We start from the raw sequence: 18,193 nt of genomic DNA, 5'->3' as shown, positions 1-18,193 counted from the left end.
TACAATATTCTGATATCATAAAATGAACTTCCTGTGTAGTGAACACTTCTAAATTTTCTATTTCGACAAGGCTCTGTATCGATTTTAGGTTATTCCTAACATGGCTCATAATGATATCTTCGTTACACATTGGATGCCTCCTTTCCGAGTGAAATCAAAACTGCTTTTTTAAGATAACTTTTGCCTTCTACAAACATTCCATAATTGACATACATATTATTTTTCTTTTGTAGAACCAGTTCATTGCTATTTATAAGATTTTGATACACCCTGAATACTTTCAATCTATATGGGCCTTCAGGATAATCATATCTCATGGCTTCATTAAATTCACATGCAACCCAATCATTTTTTTGAACTAATCTAAAATCTTCTATTGTCTTTAATTCTTTAAATTCCATAGCTATAAATTTCTTATTAATGTTTCAATTGCACAATCCATAGATGTCTGACTTATATTATCAGAAATTACAGCACTACCTCTTTTGTACTTTCCATTTTTCATCGTCACAGTAAAAACGATATACTCGCTATCGGTTATGATGTGCCAGATAGCTTTTATTTTTTCCTTAAATCGTTTCATTTTATTTTTGTTTTGTCTAGTGCCAGTCCTTTGTCGATTAAGCCGAATACATCGAAGTGCCATTCAAGAAGTTTATAATAGTCATCTATGAAGTCTAAGACATTAATTGCTACTCTAGGATTCTCTCCATATTCAGCACTAACGATATATCCTATTTCGTCATTCCAACTTCCCCAGTCAAGTTCTTTCCAAGGAATAAATGTCTTCCCATTATGTGTTATTTCTGTGTAGAGTGAGGACATAGGGAGAAGGAGGGGCTTGATCTCATAAAGATCAAACCATTTTCTTGCACCACTCATATTCTTATACCTTTCCGAGGTATACTTACAATAAAGTTCGCTACGATTGCATCCTATAATATCTACATTGTCTAGTGCTATATCTTTTGATACATAGGCTATTCCTTTCAGCCCGTACGGAAAATACGGAGCCAAATGCTTTAATTCAAGTTCCATTTCTGTATTAATTTAAATTTTAAGTTCTTCATATGTATTAATTTAAAAAGCAACTCGAAAGCTGCTAGAAGGGTAATTGATCTGATGGTGTTGGTTCGGAAAAAAACTCTTGTTCTGTCATTACATAATCAAATTGTGGAAAACCGAATTGAGGTTCTTCTTCCGTAATCGAGTCTTGCCAACCGTAGCAATAATTATCGGTAAAGTCATTTAAGAAGCGTTTAGATTCAATTTCGTAGTACAACCCGACAAGAACATCGCATATACCCAAATCTCTATTCTTAGCTACTTCAATTATATTTCCATACTTGTAATATTGACTAGCTACATCTTCTCCAAAGAACTCTCCAGCCCGTCTTACAAAGTCGTTATTCTTGCGATGAACAAGTAAAACATTCTCTACGGCATTAGTTAGATCGGCACTCCCTGACACATCATCTTTCCGTAGAAACGAAACAGACTTCCTCGGATGGGCTACCAATATGATATGAATATTATACTTAATAGCTAGTTCTTTTAAGCGCAATACAGCCAATTTCTGACGTTCGTACTTATCGTTTGATATATCGGATAGGTCGAGAGCCATAATGTTATCTACAATGAATATATCGCATGTTTCTGTAGACAGTGTATCTTCGACATCAGCGACTAGTTGCTCAAAGTTTGAACCGTATAGATTGTTATATACCTTCCATTTATCAGATAGCCACTCTGATATTTTATCAGATATATTCTGTGGTACTCTGAAATAGTTGGCATACTTGGTAGCTTCTACAAACTGCCTACCTGCCGCTTGCTGAACTGTCCATGACTTAGAGCGAGTAGGATCTAACTCCCCTGAGTACTCAATGATCCGAAAACCTTTATCAGCTGCATTTAAGCACAGCTGCTTTATCATTGAGGACTTACCCGATGCGTTTGAGCCAGACACTAGAGTCAGTTCTCCTTTATTCAATCCGATTATCTTGTCATCAAGCAGAGTGAATCCTGTCGGGATAGATACTATTTGACTTCTATCCTTATCCTTTATCTCGGGAAACGTGAGGAACTTCTTGCCTTTATCTTCACTCTCAATTTGCGGCTTATACTCTACATTAGGCTTATTATCAAGTCGTCTGTTGTAGGATATTTGGTTATTTTTAAATCGGTTCGGTTCAAAGTGATTGCGGAATGACTCCCAATTATGATGCGAACAGCTATTATGAAAACATTTAAAGCCTATAGCACCATTGTTAAGCCTGAAGATAGCTCCATCGCCTTTGTGATTCGAATCAAAGCAGCAATCAATGATTAGCTTCTCTCCGTTTTTGAACGGTTGCTTACGAATTACATTGATACCATGTTTCGAAATAAACTCATCTAAGTTGAATGCATTATTACCCTGATAATTATTCTGCCATGTCTTGACTTCCTCTTTTGGATATAGGTCAACAACTTTCTGAATATACGCACGATCTAATGGTTCAAGGCTATCTGGCACAGAGATAAGACGACTGATTCGGTGTGGTCTATCTTCTGTATTTGCTCCCTTACGGCTAAATGTTCCGTATAGCTTAGTAATACGTGCCGCGTTAAACACTGTGGTATCTACATCGGCAAACTCATCAGAGAATAACATATCAAGGGTGTGCAGAAAGCGTTCTAGTAGCGTTCGGTTCTCTTCGTTGTTAAGAAGATTAACCTTATACAATAAGTGAATACCGTTACCAGAAAACGCACATATCGGCTTAGTGAATCCTTGATCTCGGAGAAAAGCATAAACCTTATTCCCAACTATTCGAGCCTTAGTAACTTCTTCATCACTTGCCGAAACGCCTGTTGCCCGTTTTGGGTCAATGTCAATGAGAATATAGTCACGCCCTGAGATGTCAGTATCTGATGTTGTCTTTGTCTGCTTATTTGACCTTACAATCTTTTCGGATTGGCTTCTGCTATAACAATCTTCTTTTATCTCGTTAAGAGTGAAATAAATGTTATCATTTTGGTAAGGCTTGATAGCTTGTATCAGATTGTCGATATTCTTGAAATACCCCGAATAAGTATAATCGCCAATAATTCGAACCTCTATTATCTCATTTTCTTTTTTGAGAATGTCTAAGGCTTTTCTTATCTCAACTTCATTCATTGTCGTGATTCGTTAGGATTAGGCTTGGTGTGTTTATTTGAAATGGATTGCGCTCTTAGTCTATTCAATAAGGACGCATCTTTTAACTCAAATAATCCATCCCATTCTCTCTTGATAGATTGATCTACTATTGCTGTTGAGATTATAGGTGAGTTCTCTGCCAAATCTTTCATATTTCTATATGCTGCCTCAATAGACCATTGAACCTTATAGTATTTACCAATGCTTTTTTTATACTCCAACCACCTATTAAAAGATTCAGCAAACTCAGACTCAATAAACTCTAGGTTTATTTCTTTTCCTTTTATTTCCTTTTCTTTCTTTTGTTGCATTCCTTCCGTATCTATTAACTTAAATTCGGAAACAACCGCTTTTCTCTTACACTGCTTATTTACATAAGAATATCGTTCCTGAATGCCTTTCGAGGTCAATATTCCGCTTACTTCAAAAACTTCTGCATCAAATAAATCAACTTCTATGCAGCTTGTAACTACCTTTGATACATAAGATTCATCTACTCCAACTGATTCATGAATAATAAATGGCATATCTTCATCCCACTTTACGTAATATCCGTTTTCGTAGATTAAGCACAAAAGATAAGCATAGATGGAAACGGCTTGTCCGCCATCCTTTCTAATGAGCCGCCGAACCTTTAAATCAGAAAAAAAACTTACTTCAAAAGGAAAGTAATCTAGTCCTACTTTATTCTTTCTAGCCATAGTTTCCATATTCTAAATATATTTATAACCTTCAAGTTCATCAATACGTCTTTCAACCGCTTCTTTATATCGGTTACTGAGTTTTATTTTCTCATGTACCCATTGGAGGTATTGTAGATCTTCACACTCCGAAATCTTCATGTCGGGGTATTTCTTACTAAAGAACATGGCAGGTTCAACATGTGGAATATGTTTTATATATGTTCCACAAGCAGTACAGAACGCCGTCAAATGTTTTCCTCTGTATTCTGTTTTGTATTCATTGACAACTCCACATTTCTTGCAAACTATTTCTTCCATAATACTTAAATTAAATTTTACTGCCTACTTGCTGCACCTCCAAAAACTGTAAAGTCTCCAGCAGGTTCGAATATGAATCTGCCATTTTCGTCATAGTGAGACTTGATATATGCCTCTTTCTGCTTTTTAGTCCAGTTGTAAGGAATCATCTTAATCGTTTTAGGTTGTTTGCAGACGATTAGCGGCACTTTTCTTATCTCAGGCTGCAATTGCTCGATTAAAGTATTCCCGTTGCTTACACGGCGTTTAATTCGCTTTCTTCCGACGACTATTTCTCTCATTCGTTTCGGTGCTGGCTGTATCGGTTCTATATTGAATAATTCTAATTGTTCCATGTTGGTGATTTGTTTTTGATGAGTTGTTGATAGCTAATTGAATACATCTGGCTTTAGTTCTTTTATTTTTGTGGTAGTAAAGAATGATAGCCGCTTAAAATCAATAGTAGGGTTTTTAAATTCCTTTACGAAATTCCAACTCTCTTCTCTAATAAGATTGTAAAAAACAACATTGATGAGACGTGGTATATACTTAGAACTCCAACCGTTCATTTCGTTTTCGATTTTGGATTGTTCTTTGTCTAATAATGACCTCGTTATGTATTTGTCTACAATATCCTTCTCAACTAAATTCTTCTCTTTAATCTCATTAGGCATAGCTTTTTTATGCTTACCTTTAAATTCATTAGAGACTATTTTAGCCCAAACAACACGACCGTATTTGTTCTTGTAATCATAATTTTTTATAACTATTCCTTCGCCTATACCATTGCCATCTTTCACCAAATAGTCATTCTGTTCTAGTAGCCCTATAAGCCTTTCATACGATGGGTTATTAATAATGCAAATAGCGGGTATGTATTCTATATTGTATTGCTGTAGTTCCGATGAATAACTACCAAAATCAACATATTCATCACCAACCATTACATCAAATACATAAAAATTCATCCAAGCATTATCGTTATATGTTTTCAACGTATGTGGCACGAGCCATTCCCCATACAGCCTAACATTTTGATGAGATTTCAAAAATTGTATTATATGTTCTTGTCCTAAAGCCCATTTATAAAACCCGGCGTTATCATTATCAATTGATAGCTCCCTATTTCGGCTCCCTGCTTTTAGTCCATTGCTCCACCACAGGGACGCATTAGTTCCATCTATTTTTGGAAATATATAGCATTTACCGTTTTGGATTCCTTCAACTTCTGTTGTTCCGAATCGCTCTATGTGTTGATATTTTTTAAATTCCATCTTATTTTTTCTCTTTAAATTTTCCTTTACCGAGTCGTTCCGCTTCGCAACCTTTGTATGAGTTGTGGCAGTAATTAAGAAAGGAGCAATGAAACATATTGCCCATCACTCCTTCACCTTCATTAAACGCACATCTCCGGCAGCAATCGGTCATGTCGGATTGAGGCGGTTTAGTCCGTTTTGCCATTAAGCTCTTTCGTCAAAATAATCTATAATTCCACATCGGATATGGATATTTTCAGAGCCGACAACATTAGTTATTTCGCCTATGATTGCAGTATATTCATCTTTGAATGAAATTATTAGCTCGGTTTCTTTGTATTCATCAAAATCTCCAAAATTCCAAATATGTTCTTCGTCTTCATCTTGATGCTCACCCCAATCCCCCGAATGAGGAACGAGGATATTGTACCCTTCAAGCCCTTGATAAGGAAATATGAATTTCTCAAAGAAGTGGTCAAATCTATCGTTGTCATTCATGTAATCTTGAAACTTTTTATATGGTTCAAAATCGCCATCAGCCAAGTTTCCTAACTCAATATAAGCTCCTATGTAAATAAACTTTTTCATCTGTCCCATAACTATTCTATTTAATCATTCAACATCATCGGCATTAATAAATACGTACTATCCCAACCCGAACCGCTACCAATCGGCATAAGTAAGGCTGCTCGACTCGGTTCGGATAGCTGCACTTCTACTTCATCGGAATGGATATTCTTTAGCAGATCGAGTAGGAACGTGTATTTGAATCCTATTTGCATTGGTATACCATCATATTCAATAGCGATATTTTCTTCAGCGGCAGTAGAATAGTCAATATCTTGCGCTGAGATAGTCAGAGCATTGTTGTCTATGTCGAGCTTAACTAAGCTACTTGCCTCGCTTGCAAATACAGATACACGTTTGATAATAGCGGACAGACTACTTTTACTTATAGTAAACTTATTCGGATTATCATGTGGAATCACGCTGTTATAATTAGGATAACGCCCTTCAATAAACCGAACCGTAACGGAATAGTCGGACAGATCAAATACAGCGTTGTTATAGTCGAATCGAATCTTTACGGGGTCGCTTTGTTTGGCGAGTAAGCTTTGAATGACATTTGCACCCTTTGTCGGTAAGGCAAACGAAGCCTTATCCACACCTCGCGCCACCTTGCTTACAAGTTTAACTAGGCGGTGTCCGTCAGACGTTACAAACGTTACATCATCCTTAGTAATATCGAAATAAACTGAACACATTACAGGTCTTAGTTCATCGTCAGATACCGCAAACAACGTTCCTGCTATTCCGTTCAGCAAAACATCGGCATCAATAGTTAGTTCTTGCTTAACCTTTTCATCTAATAGCCTTGGAATAGGATAATCATCTGCACTTTGCCCGATAAAATTGAACTTCCCGTTATGGTAGTGAATGAATATCTCGAAGTTATCCTTATTAACCTCGAATGTAATAGGCTGATCGGGTAGCTCTTTTAATGCACTAACTAAGGTCTGAGCATTGACGGCAATTTTTATATCACCTTTTGCATCCTGAACCTCTACTTTCGTTACTAACCGAACCTCACCATCTGTCGAGGCTATGTTAAGTATATTTCCACGCAGTCCCAATAGAAAACAATCTAAAATAGGTAGCGTGTTCTTTTTATTTATTACCTGTGCTGCTGCTTGCAGTTTGGTAAAGAGTTTTTTTGAGTTAACTGTAAATTGCATATTAATCTTTTTTATTATTAGTGGATTCACCAAATAAACGACCTAATCCAGCCCCGAAAAAGAAGCACATAAATAGCCATGATAATATTTGAAGGATTGTTGGATTTTCGTTATAATGGAAGTAATTAATTGTATTAAGCGTAATTATGATTACAAAAAGCAGTATAATAAATAAGCATATTCTTTTAACCATATTGTTATTTATTTACAGGTTCAACCTTATACCAATAATTATGAAAAGCATTATCATATATCGGTTCGCCTTTCTTGTTAATTTTAATAGCTTTGTCACCTATTATCTTAACATATCTACCTCTATCTGATAACATACTGTCATCCAATCGGAATGTATCGCTAATAAAAGCTGTATCTCCATTTTTCAAATCTTCACGCTTGCATGGGGTTAGTTTGCATTGGACTTTTTTATTATCGTTATAGATGTTCGGATATGCAACCCATCTGTCAGCACAGTAACCTAATAATTGAGTATTGTCATTAAACCCGATAAATAAATTATCCCCACCACCATATTCATGTGGAGCATTATATCTATATATCCCTATACTCTCAGGAACTAGAATGTCGTTTTCAATATTCTCGATTTGTAGAGTATTAGCATTCCATTTCTTACCCTCTTTCGCTAAGGCATCGAGTAATAGTTGCTGTTCGGATTTGGTGGCAAGGCGAATTTCTTCTCTATCTGAAAGCGAACCTATTCCATGTTTATCAAAACGGATTAAGTCATCCATCTTCGAGATAAGAACATAATAACAAATTGCATCAGGCGAAAATAATTGAATTGTATGACTAAAAATAAAAATCCATTTATTCCGCTTTACGCATATATCACCTTTTTTTGGTGTAAACTTTTCACTCTCAATCACCACGACTCGCTTATCAAAATCTATAGACGCTTTGCATCGTTCTGGTATCTTTATTTCTTGCATAGGTTTATTTGTTTTCGAAGTATTTACCAAACATTTCTATAAAGCACTTGCGTTTACTTTCAAGGCTCCTAGTTTCCTCTTTTTTCTTTTCAATCTCCGTGTTGATCCTATCCAAAATATCTTGCTTACTAAATGGTATATCCCATTCGTTTACTGGACATATTTCAGAATCCTTCGTTTCGCTATTTATATACTCGAACTTGATAGATGCGCCTGAATATTCGATATCCAGATATGCAACAATAATGGTCGGATGTTTATCGAACTCATCAAATCCTACGATAATAGCAAGGTGAGATCTATATGTGCTATAATCTTTTTTAAGGAGCTTTACGCTGTCACCAACCTTGTAGTTGTTTATCACCTTGGCTTCTCTGAGGTCAATTTCCATTTTTATACCATTAACCTCTATAATCTTTTTATTTTCTTCCATTTTTCTAATTTAAAAAGCCCCTACAAAATGCAGAGGCTCAGTTTGACTTAATTTAATTCTGTTTGGTTGGAACGGTGTTACGCTGTTTGAAGCGTTTCGAAATAATCTATCCTACACTTTATATTATTTTCGGTTAGAACAGATATTATATACTGATAATGCTTTTCTTTTGTATCAAGATATATTCCATTGGCGTGAAATATTTTTCTATCAGGATCATATGTTAGTTCTTTGTGAATTAGCGAATGAATCCTCTTTGATACAATAAAGACACTGTTTGGAAAATTATAATTCCAATGATGTGCTTCTTTTTCATTCATATCAATACCTCTACGTTTTAAAAGACGAGCCACACATCTACCAGACTCCCTTCTTTTTGATTTGTATCTATACTTAGCATATTTTACGCGCCCCCTTAATCTTTCCTTGTCTACGTAATCAGGGTTCTCTATATTCTTTAAGTAGTTTAATCGAACATCATTCTTTGCGCAATCTTTACATTTATTTAAATGACCATCAGGCATTTGTGGATGTTTATAAAATGATGTCATAGGCAATACTTCGGAACACTTGAAACACTTTTTATATTCCATAGACAGATAAATTAGAATGGCATTTGATCATCTTCGTTACCCGAACTTGATTGTTGCGTATTAGATGATTGCTGTTGTCCGTTCCCTTTCCATTCTTTCAATCCACCGATGAAAGTTAAACCTTCGCCTTCTTTACGCTGGTCTTTAGGTTTTGAAACGGTGATAGTGTGAGTTTCACCAAACTGGCTAACCTCTTTTCGCTTACTTACTGCAAAGTTGACATACTTTTTACCATTCTTTCCTTCTGTTATAAACTCTTTTGGTATATCTGTAAGGCAGATAGAACCCGTTAAAAAATCACTCATTGAAATAATCTTTTTTATCCATTAATAAATGCTTTAATTGCCTAAACTCAATCCAATCAATAAACTGCTCTACGAGTCGTTGATTGTCTTTCTCCATATTCTTGTATCGGATGCACTCTAAAGGTTCGTGCTGAACCATTTCTAATGACGATACATTCAGTTTCATTTCATCTTTGTAGCCTTTAAACTCGAATAGGTCGAAGTAGAAAATGTCTAACTCCATGAACTCGAGGTATAGCTTCCATTGTTGACTTTCGGTATAGTTCGAATAGTCTGGAGTACTGAATACGAACTTATTATCTCTAAGCGTTATTCCGTGTATAATATCTATAGTACCACCGACATATACAGGATAGTGCTTTGTTTGAAACTCTTTACCATACTTCTGTTCGTGGAAAGCACTTGGTATTGTTTCTCGCCTATGAGTATCCAATATTTTCAACTGCTCCCAACTGTAACGAGAATAATATTCATCATCTATGGGGATAATTGGGTTTATATCATTATAATCAGTAAACAAGCAATCACCACCTTTTTCTATAAATAAATGCCCTGCTGTGCCTATTCGGGTCTTGTTATTACCTTTAAAGTCCCCTGAAAGTGAGTCAATAACAGACTGCTCATTTACATAGAAACAGCCTGTCATCCACTTTCTAAACTGTTCAAGCTGGGTTACCCTTATCAGTTGCATCTTCGAATACTTTCGTTAATTTGTTAATAGTAACCCCGATAGTCTTACCTTTTTCTATCATGTTGTTCTTGATAGCTTTTTGTTGGCTTATAGGTAATTTATTTACCTCTCCAAGCAGAGAGTTCATCTCTTTTGCGTTTTTCACAGCCTCAATTTTAGCTTGTATGTCACGAGCAACTGCTATAGCTTCTTGCTGATCTTTCGTTAATCGCTGAATAGCATCTTTAACTCGTTGTGAAAAGCTATCCATAAAATTGTCAAACTCAGGCGAAGTACTATCTGGGATAACCACATCCTCTATTTTAGCCGTATTCTTTCCAACACGATTATCGGTAGGATCAAAAGATATTACTCGTTGGTTATTTACCATTGAGATATACCCAATTTGGTCTGCAATACGGATAATAAGGTCTTTCGATTGTCCTGTAACATCGGGTGATAGCTTTATAATATCGCCATCCTTTTCTTCTTTCACATGGGATATGATAATAATATCAATATCTAGTGAACGGCAACGGTTAACAAATGATTTGAACTGCTCTCCAATCTCGCCGAACATTCTTAATTTGTTGGTTTTCAGCCTGTAATCTTGTTTAACAGCCCAGATGCTCAGGAAATCATCCAATACTGCTTTTGCTGTATCGATAACCACCGTTTTGTAATTGGCTAATTCCGACTCATCTTTCAAAATATCATCCCACGTAGAAGCAACAAGGGTATCTGTTCTATTTACGGCTCTGTCCGATCCCTTATCACAGTCAATAAGTATAGGATTCTTAGCTGTATTAGCTAAACTCGTTTTCCCTACTCCTGCCTGACCGTAAATGACCATTACAATTGATCTTAGTGGTAACTGTTCTTCTTTTCTAATAATTGGCATCTTTTCTTTTTTATTGATTAAACAAATCTTTTTCTCTCGGTTCGCACCATTTTAGGAATAGTGTAAATTCATCCGCATCAAAGTGTACTTTTACAATTTTGTCAGACTCGAATGTTTCTGTCTCAAAATCGTTTCCAAAGCTCAATGCAGACTCGACAATGTCCGCATCTTTCAAATCTTCATTTATGAAATGTGCAATATCACACAAGGCATCTATTTTAAATGCTATCCGCTTCACTTGTACTATCTCTGGTGGCTTTCTGAATGTATTGGCCTTGATCGGGTAGATATAATCAGCCAACCTTAACGCCTCTTCTTCGGGCGTATTTTTCAGCGCATCCGCTTCGGGATCTATTATTTCAAATAGTTCATTATTCATACATATTATCTAATTCTCCGTTAATAATCGCTTCTTCTCTCATTATTCTGTCAAAATCATTCTTTGTCGCATATTCGCAAGCCAAACAATGATAACAAACAGTAATCTTTTTGTACCGATTCTCTTCCATTGTGGCAGAGCAGATCGGGCAAGTGGGTGATGTCTCATTTTTCATATTTTCTTGTATTAATTAAATCGGATTCCTGTAACTTCCTCGAAAATGTCTGGATCGTAGTTCGGTAATTCTTTAAATGAGTTTTTCGTGCTGTCTGAAAGTGTTTTCCAAAGATTCGCCCACGCTTCATGGTATGTATAAACTTTTACATATCCTTCTGGAACAAATGCTTTAGGATTGTCTTTCTTTTCTTCGTCCGTCATGTTATTCCATGATACCCACTTTGTAATCATTAATCCATAAGCAGCGTTATATGCAGGATGGTTATACCATTCGTCCCAAGTCATACCGCTATCTTTGTTGAAAATGGGAACTGTATCTTCACGTTTGCGTGTGCAGAAAACGCCAGAGTTACGGTCGCCAGAGTTACGGTAGCCAGAGTTACGGTCGCCAGAGTTAAGGTCGCCAGAGTTAAGGTCGCCAGAGTTACGGTCGCCAGAGTTACGGTAGCCAGAGTTAAGGTCGCCAGAGTTAAGGTCGCCAGAGTTAAGGTCGCCAGAGTTACGGTCGCCAGAGTTACGGTAGCCAGAGTTAAGGTCGCCAGAGTTACGGTCGCCAGAGTTACGGTAGCCAGAGTTACGGTAGCCAGAGTTACGGTCGCCAGAGTTAAACAAGCCCGTATTATCCTTCCCGATATTGAATACTTCTGGATTGTCATACTTTTGGATAAGTTCTTGAATAGAAAGGTTATTTCTTACCCAATCGAGATTGTCTTTTGCTACTTCGCATAACTCTTCGATAGTGTTACACTCACTTAATCTTTTTGTCTGGGAACAGTCGGGAGCTTTCTTTTCGGCTACCGCTAATACTACTTTTTTTAATTCTTGAAAATTCATACTCAATTTATTTAAAGTTTAATAATTCGTTCAAAACAAAAGCACCCCGAATCATCCCGACTCAGAGCGCTGAAACTCTTTTAATCATGAAACAAATCTGCTAGTGCAGATACGTGTGATAGGTATGAGATTTGAACTCATAATTGCGCCCCCATATCGGCACCTCTTATTGGTTTTGTGGGTGCGCTTAGCCGCCATCGACTGGTTTAAACTACTCCAGCCTCGATTTCTCTTATTCAGCAGATACCATTTCTGCATCCTATCATATCTGCCCGTCTTTCCGAGCAGTCATCTTTCGTATCGCAAGAAGCGTAAGCGTAGTCATCATTGTAATAATTACCGTTTAGTGTATTAAACCCGTCCGTATTGTCGTATCTCTATTCTTTCCAATATGTCATCGGTATAAATAACCCTACCAAAAATGCTACACATAAGTAATAATTACGGTCATCTTCAATCTATGTTGGGGTTGCTCTCCGACAAACACCCAAGTTTATTACACAGAATCGTACTGTTCGGAGAATTATTTATTTAGAATTTAGATACCTTCCATATATCATATCCATGAAATTTGGTCAGATAGTCTATTTTCCCCCAACTTCCGTTTCCAAGATCAAATCGTTTGTTCGGGTTTCTAGTTGAGATACCATTTGAAGTGACTATTTTATCCGAAAGAATACGTATTTCTTTGTTAACCTTTAATATCCGAATGTCGTTTTTCTTTGACAATACTCTAATCACTTCGTCCTCTGAATAATGTTTACGTGACATAATTATTTGTTTTTAGTTATCTGCTTTATTGCATTGTGGCTTCGGGTAGATTCGAACTACCGACCTTCTCGTTATCACCGTGATGTTCTTCCGCTGAACTACGAAGCACCTTTATATTTTCAATCATGCAGGGTTTGATATACATCACTGACACCCCAAGTATATGCATGATTTGTTTTATATTTGTTCACACCCAATAGCCTCATATGTGCCTCGATGGTGCTAAATATTCTTTTTCATTACGTTTGTCTCGTTAACGCTTATACGTCTGCCGTCAGAGGTCAGTCCTCAACTTTCGCCTATCCGGTTTATCTCATCAGGATATAGCAGATCTGCTACGCTAGGCAGTTCTAATGTTTTATATAGCGTCCAACATGTCAAAGATCTTGCGTTTGTGGCTACCCCTGATCGAACAGGGCTGATCTTATCTGTAGCCTTTAGAGCATAGCTATCGCATGACAAGCAACATTTTGCTTGATTAATACTCTTATATATAGAATGTTATGGTTTAAAAAGTAGGATCGTGTTTATCAAATTCGGCTGCACTTTTTCAGGAGATAACTAAGGCGGTTATATATGCTATAAATAGCACAGAAGCAATCAGTATCATACCAATTTGTTGTATTTATTTGCCAACCGAACAGCATTATACAAATTAAATAAAGCAAATCCGTAGTAGGTTAAAGCAATCAGGTTCAGTTCAGTAAATTCTATAATGAAAAGCATTAAGCTAATTATCAGATATATTCCTATTTTCATATTTTTCTTCATAATGTTTTTCTTTTGTTCGTTCTTCTTCAAAATAAGTGTCCTTTTCTTCTTTGGGCTCAAATAGTTCATTCCAGATAGATTCGTAAGGGTCGGTAGGGTAGGGCATGTCACTTCTTTTCTAAGAATTTATCTATATCGCTTTTCTTATATAGACCAATTTGGTTGTGCTTTAATACACCTGCATTATGCCATTTATTAAGCGTCACACGAGTCCTATTAAGTTTTCTGCACGTCTCCGAAATAGAATAATATGATTCTTTCTTCTCTTGTTCGCCATTTCGTTTACTAGCATTAATTAGTGTTGCAGACAATTCTAATAAATTCTCACCTGTTATCTCAAACTTGATGTTTTTTGCCAGCTCTGGATTTGTTAGTAGTATATCAAAATTCATAACTCTACCGCTTTAATAATTAATAAATTATCTTCTACTCGACTTTGTGTTTTAAACTTCTTTCCAAGTTCTTTTATCTTTCCATAGTAGGATGCTACACTTTGCGCTGATCGGACTTTTCTGAAATTGGGTAGGGTGAATGCTGCTGTCTGTCCTATTCCAATATTCCTCAAGTCATCCACAGTAACCGTATCTACCTTGCGTGGCTCTAGTTTTGTCATGCTGATTTCTTTCTAAGGAATTTTTCAACAAAATAGATTTGTCCTTTACCCGTCACTTTGGTCGTGCAGGTAGTTCGGACGCTACCATCAGGATTGTTGATAGTCCGTTTGATTAATTCAAATAAGCCCAATTCCATAGCTGATTGTGATGGTTGGTTGTAAAGTTCGCCACGAGTACACAGATACCCATTGTAGCGCATCCATTCGAACAGCCTATTTTGACCTATTTCAACTCCGTTCTGCTTCAATATTTTAGCTAATTCACCGATGAGACAAGAATTGTCTGACATTTCAACTGCATCGGCAAATAATACCTTTGGTTTTTGTGTTTCTATTTGTAATTGTTGCTTCTCGATTGTCTCTGCTTGTTCTGCCGCTAAGCGCAACGCCTCTGAAAAAGATTGTGGTAGTGTGAATTTGTTTATTAACGCCGATTCCATCTTATTGAAAGCCTCTATATATTGCAATTTGAACTCTAATGCCTTCTTTCCGGTGAATCCCATTGCAAGGAGGGTAAAGCCGTCACGATTCATAATGTACATAGGGTTCGATTTTCCGCTATTATCGGTGTAAGTAGTTGAAACAAAGAGCTGCCCCCAATTTTGGGTTGAGTCAATAAGATTTTTAATGTCACGTAATACATGGTCATGTCTTTTTCCGAACTTCTCAGCAACCAATAAACTATTTGTTAGGGCTGCTCCGTTTTGATTAAATACTAAATTGTTCATACTATTGTTAATTTATTTGTTACTTTTATTGAAATTTTAAAATTTGAATGCTATGAGTATTAATAAGAAAGAAATTTATGATCAGTTGCCAGATGAGTTAAAGGAGTTAGTAAATCAGATGGAGGCTGCTATTGCCGATATCTCAAATGGTGTAAACGTGCAGGACAGAATTTCCGAAATAAGAAAAATCCGAAACGATCTAACAAAGAAGAGAGATGCGGAAGTATTAAATCCGTCCGTTTCGTCCGCAATAAATAAAGTAGTAAACGAACTTCTCCTCTTAGAGACAGAGGTCTTAGCAAAATCAGGTAATCTACCAAAAGACGAGCATCACGGTTAGTTATGTTTTCTATTGCTTTATTCATTATTTTGATTGTTTAATTTAAAATTTGAATGTTATGAGTAAGTTTATTGAGCTTGAAACATCTTTCGGGTTTGTTGTTGTCAATGTTGATGATATTTCCAGTTTTTCCGATTCTTCTGAGGCTAACAAAGATTTCCCCACAACTATATCTTTTAAAAGGAATATAATAGTACCACTCGTTAGAGATGTTTCTTTTGTTCCGATTAAAGTAGATTACGAGTCGTTGAAGACTTTACTAAGCTCCGATCGGTCGGTAATTTCTTGTAAATAGTGATTCCGAATAGGCGGTAAATTATTGTTTTATCTTGATATAGATAGGTTGTTCTTGTTTCCTTGATGATAGGAATGAGTCCTAGAACTGTTGTTCTTTCTTTTGATACAATTGTGGCGTCATCTTTTTCTTTCATAATTTAAATTTATTAACAGTTATTACTTTTAGAAAGAGGTATAAAGCCGTACATTTGCTGTGCGAAAGAAAATGTAATACTGAGTACTCTTACTCGGTGGCTTTTTTATACCCTTTTCTTTTGTCTTTATTAATTGATAAGTCAAAGATACTGATTTTAATTCAGCATAAACAAAAGTTTACTGATTTAATTTCAGTATTATCTAGTTAAATAATGTTAATCCTTGATTATGTATTATAAAAGAGTATTGTATGATGCTGAAATAGAAAGATATAACAGTCTAACAGATAAGAATCAAAAGTCTATTTATGTTTTACTGAAATATTGGAAGGATAGACCAAGAAGATGGGAAAAGATATGGAATGAACTATATGCTGTCTATCAAGATGATTCGGGGTGGGAGTATTTAGTCGCAAATCACCTTTATGAAAATGGACTTGATTGGATAGGAGAATATGAGAAAGATGAAGAAACAGGAGATGAATATATAAAAGACCCAGCAAAAACATGGGTGACATCTGAGTTGGGTAAGAAGCACATCAAGGATGATTTCTTTAATTTGGGCTACAAACCAACACCTAAAGAAATTAGGGCGAACCGATTAGAGATGATTAGTATTGGATTGGCGGGGTTAGCTATTATAGTTTCAATGTTGGTCTATTTATTTCCTAAAGACCGTGAATCAGATATAGAATACGATCAAAGACTTGAATATTTAGAGAAGGAAATAAAATCCATATCAAAAAAAGCAGACATGTTAAAAATACAAATGGATTCTTTAATTGACAAGCAATCCCCATCAATAAATTATGAATAACCAGTGCGTTCCCATTGTATATCCTCCACCCAAGGCAATATCTCAGAAACCAACAAATTGGTTTATACAGAACAAGAAATATTAGTATTTCGAGATTTATAAAAAAAAGGATATTAAATATTAATTCCATGCAATATAATTTAATTGGTTAATAAGATAAATATACACAAATATGATCAATACTGAAAATACGTCAGTGAGGGCTAGAATGAAACAATATTTGAATCGCATTAATATATCAGAAGGGTATTTTGAAGTAGATTGTGGTTTAAGTAAAGGGTATGTTTCTAAAATTGGAGACTCTATTAGGACGGCTATTCTTAATAAAATAATTAACAAACACCCCGACTTAAACACGACTTGGTTACTCACAGGTGAAGGCTCAATGCTAAAGTCAGATAGAAGTAATGTTACACCAGTCCCAAGTGATAATTATATGATGGTTGAATACGCAGATTTGCGAGCAAGTGCTGGAAGGTTAGGAGGTTCAGATATCTTACAATTACCCGAAACACATACAAGGCTTGTACCAAAAGAATATGAAAAAGGAGATTTTCTTGTGGTTCGTGTAGACGGTGACTCTATGGATGACGGGACTAAGCGATCACTATCTGATGGAGATGAGGTTCTAATAAAAGAAAAGCAAGACTATAAAATAAATGAGCTGCCAATAAAAAAAGCATTGTTTGTTATTACAACCAGAGAGGGCAATGTTTTGAAACAAATAGCTGAGGTAAATACAGAAGAAGAGTATGTTTTATGTAGATCATTTAACCCAGACCCTAGATATGATGATTTTAAAATATACTTTAATGATATCTACCAAATATTTATAGTCTGCAAAAAAACGCAATCACAAATAAGTTTCTAATAACAATATTAATTAAAAATTTAAATATATGAAAAAATTACTTTTACTTTTCCTTATGTTGCCGTTTGTATTTGCTTCGTGTAGTAGTGATAATGAGGAGGAAAAAGGAAATCTCAGCAGATTGAAAGAAAAAATAGTTGGAACTTGGATTGTAACACATTATGATCACAGGGATTATGGATGGACTAGCATATACAATAGTTCTTATTATTTTACATTTAATAGCGATAACACATATTCCTCTAATTATAACATGCCTGAAGCGGGAAGCTACGAATTTGTTGACGCATATGGCGGATTTAAATTAGATGGTGGCGGTTTATCTATTATTAAATTTTCCGAGAATTTCAATAATATAGAATGGACTGCCAGAGACGGAACAGACTTTAAGTTAGAGAGAAAAAAATAAAATTATATTGAGTTTTAACTATGATCTTCTTGAATATTATTGGATCG

At 35.7% G+C, this 18,193-nt stretch carries 30 protein-coding genes and 1 tRNA gene; 5 read left to right on the top strand and 26 right to left on the bottom strand.

The features are described 5' to 3' along the window. Window positions 1-122: 122 nt before the first annotated feature. From QZL88_RS02025 to QZL88_RS01900, 26 genes are all read right to left on the bottom strand, one after another. Window positions 123-401: a hypothetical protein gene (locus QZL88_RS02025; RefSeq protein ID WP_296938337.1), complete on the bottom strand. Its 279-nt coding sequence runs from the start codon at window positions 399-401 to the stop codon at window positions 123-125. 2 nt (window positions 402-403) lie between these two features. Beyond that, entirely contained in the window at window positions 404-583 is a 180-nt protein-coding gene (locus QZL88_RS02020; RefSeq protein WP_296938336.1) for a hypothetical protein, read from the bottom strand. Continuing rightward, window positions 580-1,038, bottom strand: coding sequence for a hypothetical protein (locus QZL88_RS02015; protein ID WP_296938335.1), 459 nt, complete (start codon window positions 1,036-1,038; stop codon window positions 580-582). The genes QZL88_RS02020 and QZL88_RS02015 overlap by 4 nt, the downstream gene beginning before the upstream one ends. Before the next feature lie 64 nt (window positions 1,039-1,102). After that, on the bottom strand, window positions 1,103-3,163 hold the full coding sequence (locus QZL88_RS02010; protein ID WP_296938334.1) for a DnaB-like helicase C-terminal domain-containing protein: 2,061 nt from the start codon (window positions 3,161-3,163) through the stop codon (window positions 1,103-1,105). Next, window positions 3,160-3,894, bottom strand: a complete 735-nt coding sequence (locus tag QZL88_RS02005; protein ID WP_296938333.1) for a DUF4373 domain-containing protein — start codon at window positions 3,892-3,894, stop codon at window positions 3,160-3,162. The genes QZL88_RS02010 and QZL88_RS02005 overlap by 4 nt, the downstream gene beginning before the upstream one ends. Before the next feature lie 3 nt (window positions 3,895-3,897). Beyond that, entirely contained in the window at window positions 3,898-4,185 is a 288-nt protein-coding gene (locus QZL88_RS02000; RefSeq protein WP_296938332.1) for a hypothetical protein, read from the bottom strand. 17 nt (window positions 4,186-4,202) lie between these two features. Beyond that, a complete protein-coding gene (locus QZL88_RS01995; protein ID WP_296938331.1) occupies window positions 4,203-4,520 on the bottom strand; it encodes a hypothetical protein in 318 nt (105 codons plus the stop codon). Window positions 4,521-4,553: 33 nt separating this feature from the next. Then, a complete protein-coding gene (locus QZL88_RS01990; RefSeq protein ID WP_296938330.1) occupies window positions 4,554-5,438 on the bottom strand; it encodes an RNA ligase family protein in 885 nt (294 codons plus the stop codon). A 1-nt stretch (window position 5,439) separates the two neighbouring features. Then, complete coding sequence (locus tag QZL88_RS01985; RefSeq protein ID WP_296938329.1) at window positions 5,440-5,625, bottom strand: hypothetical protein; 186 nt, start codon at window positions 5,623-5,625, stop codon at window positions 5,440-5,442. After that, a complete protein-coding gene (locus tag QZL88_RS01980; protein ID WP_296938328.1) occupies window positions 5,625-6,017 on the bottom strand; it encodes a hypothetical protein in 393 nt (130 codons plus the stop codon). Before QZL88_RS01980 ends, QZL88_RS01985 begins: the two co-directional genes overlap by 1 nt. A gap of 11 nt (window positions 6,018-6,028) precedes the next feature. Then, on the bottom strand, window positions 6,029-7,156 hold the full coding sequence (dnaN, locus tag QZL88_RS01975) for a DNA polymerase III subunit beta (RefSeq protein WP_296938327.1): 1,128 nt from the start codon (window positions 7,154-7,156) through the stop codon (window positions 6,029-6,031). A gap of 197 nt (window positions 7,157-7,353) precedes the next feature. Continuing rightward, window positions 7,354-8,103 (bottom strand): hypothetical protein, encoded by a 750-nt coding sequence (locus tag QZL88_RS01970; protein WP_296938325.1) that lies wholly within the window; start codon window positions 8,101-8,103, stop codon window positions 7,354-7,356. Between the two features lie 4 nt (window positions 8,104-8,107). Then, on the bottom strand, window positions 8,108-8,536 hold the full coding sequence (locus QZL88_RS01965; RefSeq protein ID WP_296938324.1) for a hypothetical protein: 429 nt from the start codon (window positions 8,534-8,536) through the stop codon (window positions 8,108-8,110). Window positions 8,537-8,613: 77 nt separating this feature from the next. Beyond that, the gene (locus QZL88_RS01960) at window positions 8,614-9,129 is read right to left on the bottom strand and encodes a hypothetical protein (RefSeq protein ID WP_296938323.1); all 516 of its coding nucleotides are present in this window, start codon (window positions 9,127-9,129) and stop codon (window positions 8,614-8,616) included. Between the two features lie 11 nt (window positions 9,130-9,140). Then, the gene (locus QZL88_RS01955) at window positions 9,141-9,434 is read right to left on the bottom strand and encodes a hypothetical protein (RefSeq protein ID WP_296938322.1); all 294 of its coding nucleotides are present in this window, start codon (window positions 9,432-9,434) and stop codon (window positions 9,141-9,143) included. Then, window positions 9,427-10,125: a hypothetical protein gene (locus QZL88_RS01950; protein WP_296938321.1), complete on the bottom strand. Its 699-nt coding sequence runs from the start codon at window positions 10,123-10,125 to the stop codon at window positions 9,427-9,429. The genes QZL88_RS01955 and QZL88_RS01950 overlap by 8 nt, the downstream gene beginning before the upstream one ends. Further along, window positions 10,097-11,005, bottom strand: coding sequence for an ATP-binding protein (locus QZL88_RS01945; protein ID WP_296938320.1), 909 nt, complete (start codon window positions 11,003-11,005; stop codon window positions 10,097-10,099). The genes QZL88_RS01950 and QZL88_RS01945 overlap by 29 nt, the downstream gene beginning before the upstream one ends. 10 nt (window positions 11,006-11,015) lie before the next feature. Further along, entirely contained in the window at window positions 11,016-11,384 is a 369-nt protein-coding gene (locus QZL88_RS01940; RefSeq protein ID WP_296938319.1) for a hypothetical protein, read from the bottom strand. After that, the gene (locus tag QZL88_RS01935) at window positions 11,377-11,559 is read right to left on the bottom strand and encodes a hypothetical protein (protein ID WP_296938318.1); all 183 of its coding nucleotides are present in this window, start codon (window positions 11,557-11,559) and stop codon (window positions 11,377-11,379) included. The genes QZL88_RS01940 and QZL88_RS01935 overlap by 8 nt, the downstream gene beginning before the upstream one ends. Before the next feature lie 11 nt (window positions 11,560-11,570). Next, the gene (locus QZL88_RS01930; protein WP_296938316.1) at window positions 11,571-12,395 is read right to left on the bottom strand and encodes a hypothetical protein; all 825 of its coding nucleotides are present in this window, start codon (window positions 12,393-12,395) and stop codon (window positions 11,571-11,573) included. A gap of 531 nt (window positions 12,396-12,926) precedes the next feature. Further along, the gene (locus QZL88_RS01925; protein ID WP_296938315.1) at window positions 12,927-13,166 is read right to left on the bottom strand and encodes a hypothetical protein; all 240 of its coding nucleotides are present in this window, start codon (window positions 13,164-13,166) and stop codon (window positions 12,927-12,929) included. Between the two features lie 36 nt (window positions 13,167-13,202). Beyond that, window positions 13,203-13,273, bottom strand: a tRNA-Ile gene (locus QZL88_RS01920). A gap of 623 nt (window positions 13,274-13,896) precedes the next feature. Continuing rightward, window positions 13,897-14,043: a hypothetical protein gene (locus QZL88_RS01915; RefSeq protein ID WP_296938313.1), complete on the bottom strand. Its 147-nt coding sequence runs from the start codon at window positions 14,041-14,043 to the stop codon at window positions 13,897-13,899. 1 nt (window position 14,044) lies between these two features. Beyond that, window positions 14,045-14,329 carry a helix-turn-helix domain-containing protein gene (locus tag QZL88_RS01910; RefSeq protein WP_296938312.1) on the bottom strand — a complete coding sequence of 95 codons (285 nt, stop codon included), beginning with the start codon at window positions 14,327-14,329 and terminating at the stop codon, window positions 14,045-14,047. Continuing rightward, on the bottom strand, window positions 14,326-14,550 hold the full coding sequence (locus QZL88_RS01905; RefSeq protein WP_296938311.1) for a hypothetical protein: 225 nt from the start codon (window positions 14,548-14,550) through the stop codon (window positions 14,326-14,328). Before QZL88_RS01905 ends, QZL88_RS01910 begins: the two co-directional genes overlap by 4 nt. Continuing rightward, window positions 14,547-15,278 carry a phage regulatory protein/antirepressor Ant gene (locus tag QZL88_RS01900; RefSeq protein ID WP_296938310.1) on the bottom strand — a complete coding sequence of 244 codons (732 nt, stop codon included), beginning with the start codon at window positions 15,276-15,278 and terminating at the stop codon, window positions 14,547-14,549. The genes QZL88_RS01905 and QZL88_RS01900 overlap by 4 nt, the downstream gene beginning before the upstream one ends. Before the next feature lie 52 nt (window positions 15,279-15,330). On the opposite strand from QZL88_RS01900, the gene QZL88_RS01895 reads away from it, so the two are divergent. The 5 genes from QZL88_RS01895 to QZL88_RS01875 all read left to right on the top strand — a co-directional run bounded on the left by QZL88_RS01895 (window position 15,331) and on the right by QZL88_RS01875 (window position 18,146). Then, window positions 15,331-15,618: a hypothetical protein gene (locus QZL88_RS01895; protein ID WP_296938309.1), complete on the top strand. Its 288-nt coding sequence runs from the start codon at window positions 15,331-15,333 to the stop codon at window positions 15,616-15,618. A gap of 58 nt (window positions 15,619-15,676) precedes the next feature. Beyond that, on the top strand, window positions 15,677-15,913 hold the full coding sequence (locus QZL88_RS01890; RefSeq protein ID WP_296938308.1) for a hypothetical protein: 237 nt from the start codon (window positions 15,677-15,679) through the stop codon (window positions 15,911-15,913). Window positions 15,914-16,278: 365 nt separating this feature from the next. After that, entirely contained in the window at window positions 16,279-16,866 is a 588-nt protein-coding gene (locus tag QZL88_RS01885; protein WP_296938307.1) for a hypothetical protein, read from the top strand. 172 nt (window positions 16,867-17,038) lie between these two features. Continuing rightward, window positions 17,039-17,737, top strand: a complete 699-nt coding sequence (locus QZL88_RS01880; protein WP_296938305.1) for a helix-turn-helix transcriptional regulator — start codon at window positions 17,039-17,041, stop codon at window positions 17,735-17,737. 28 nt (window positions 17,738-17,765) lie between these two features. Beyond that, a complete protein-coding gene (locus QZL88_RS01875; RefSeq protein ID WP_296938304.1) occupies window positions 17,766-18,146 on the top strand; it encodes a hypothetical protein in 381 nt (126 codons plus the stop codon). The last annotated feature ends 47 nt before the right edge of the window (window positions 18,147-18,193 follow it).

The organism is uncultured Dysgonomonas sp., assembly GCF_900079725.1.
Classification (GTDB): Bacteria; Bacteroidota; Bacteroidia; order Bacteroidales; family Dysgonomonadaceae; genus Dysgonomonas.
The sequence above is the reverse complement of the archived record's forward strand: the minus strand, read 5'-3'. Positions and strand labels throughout refer to the sequence as shown.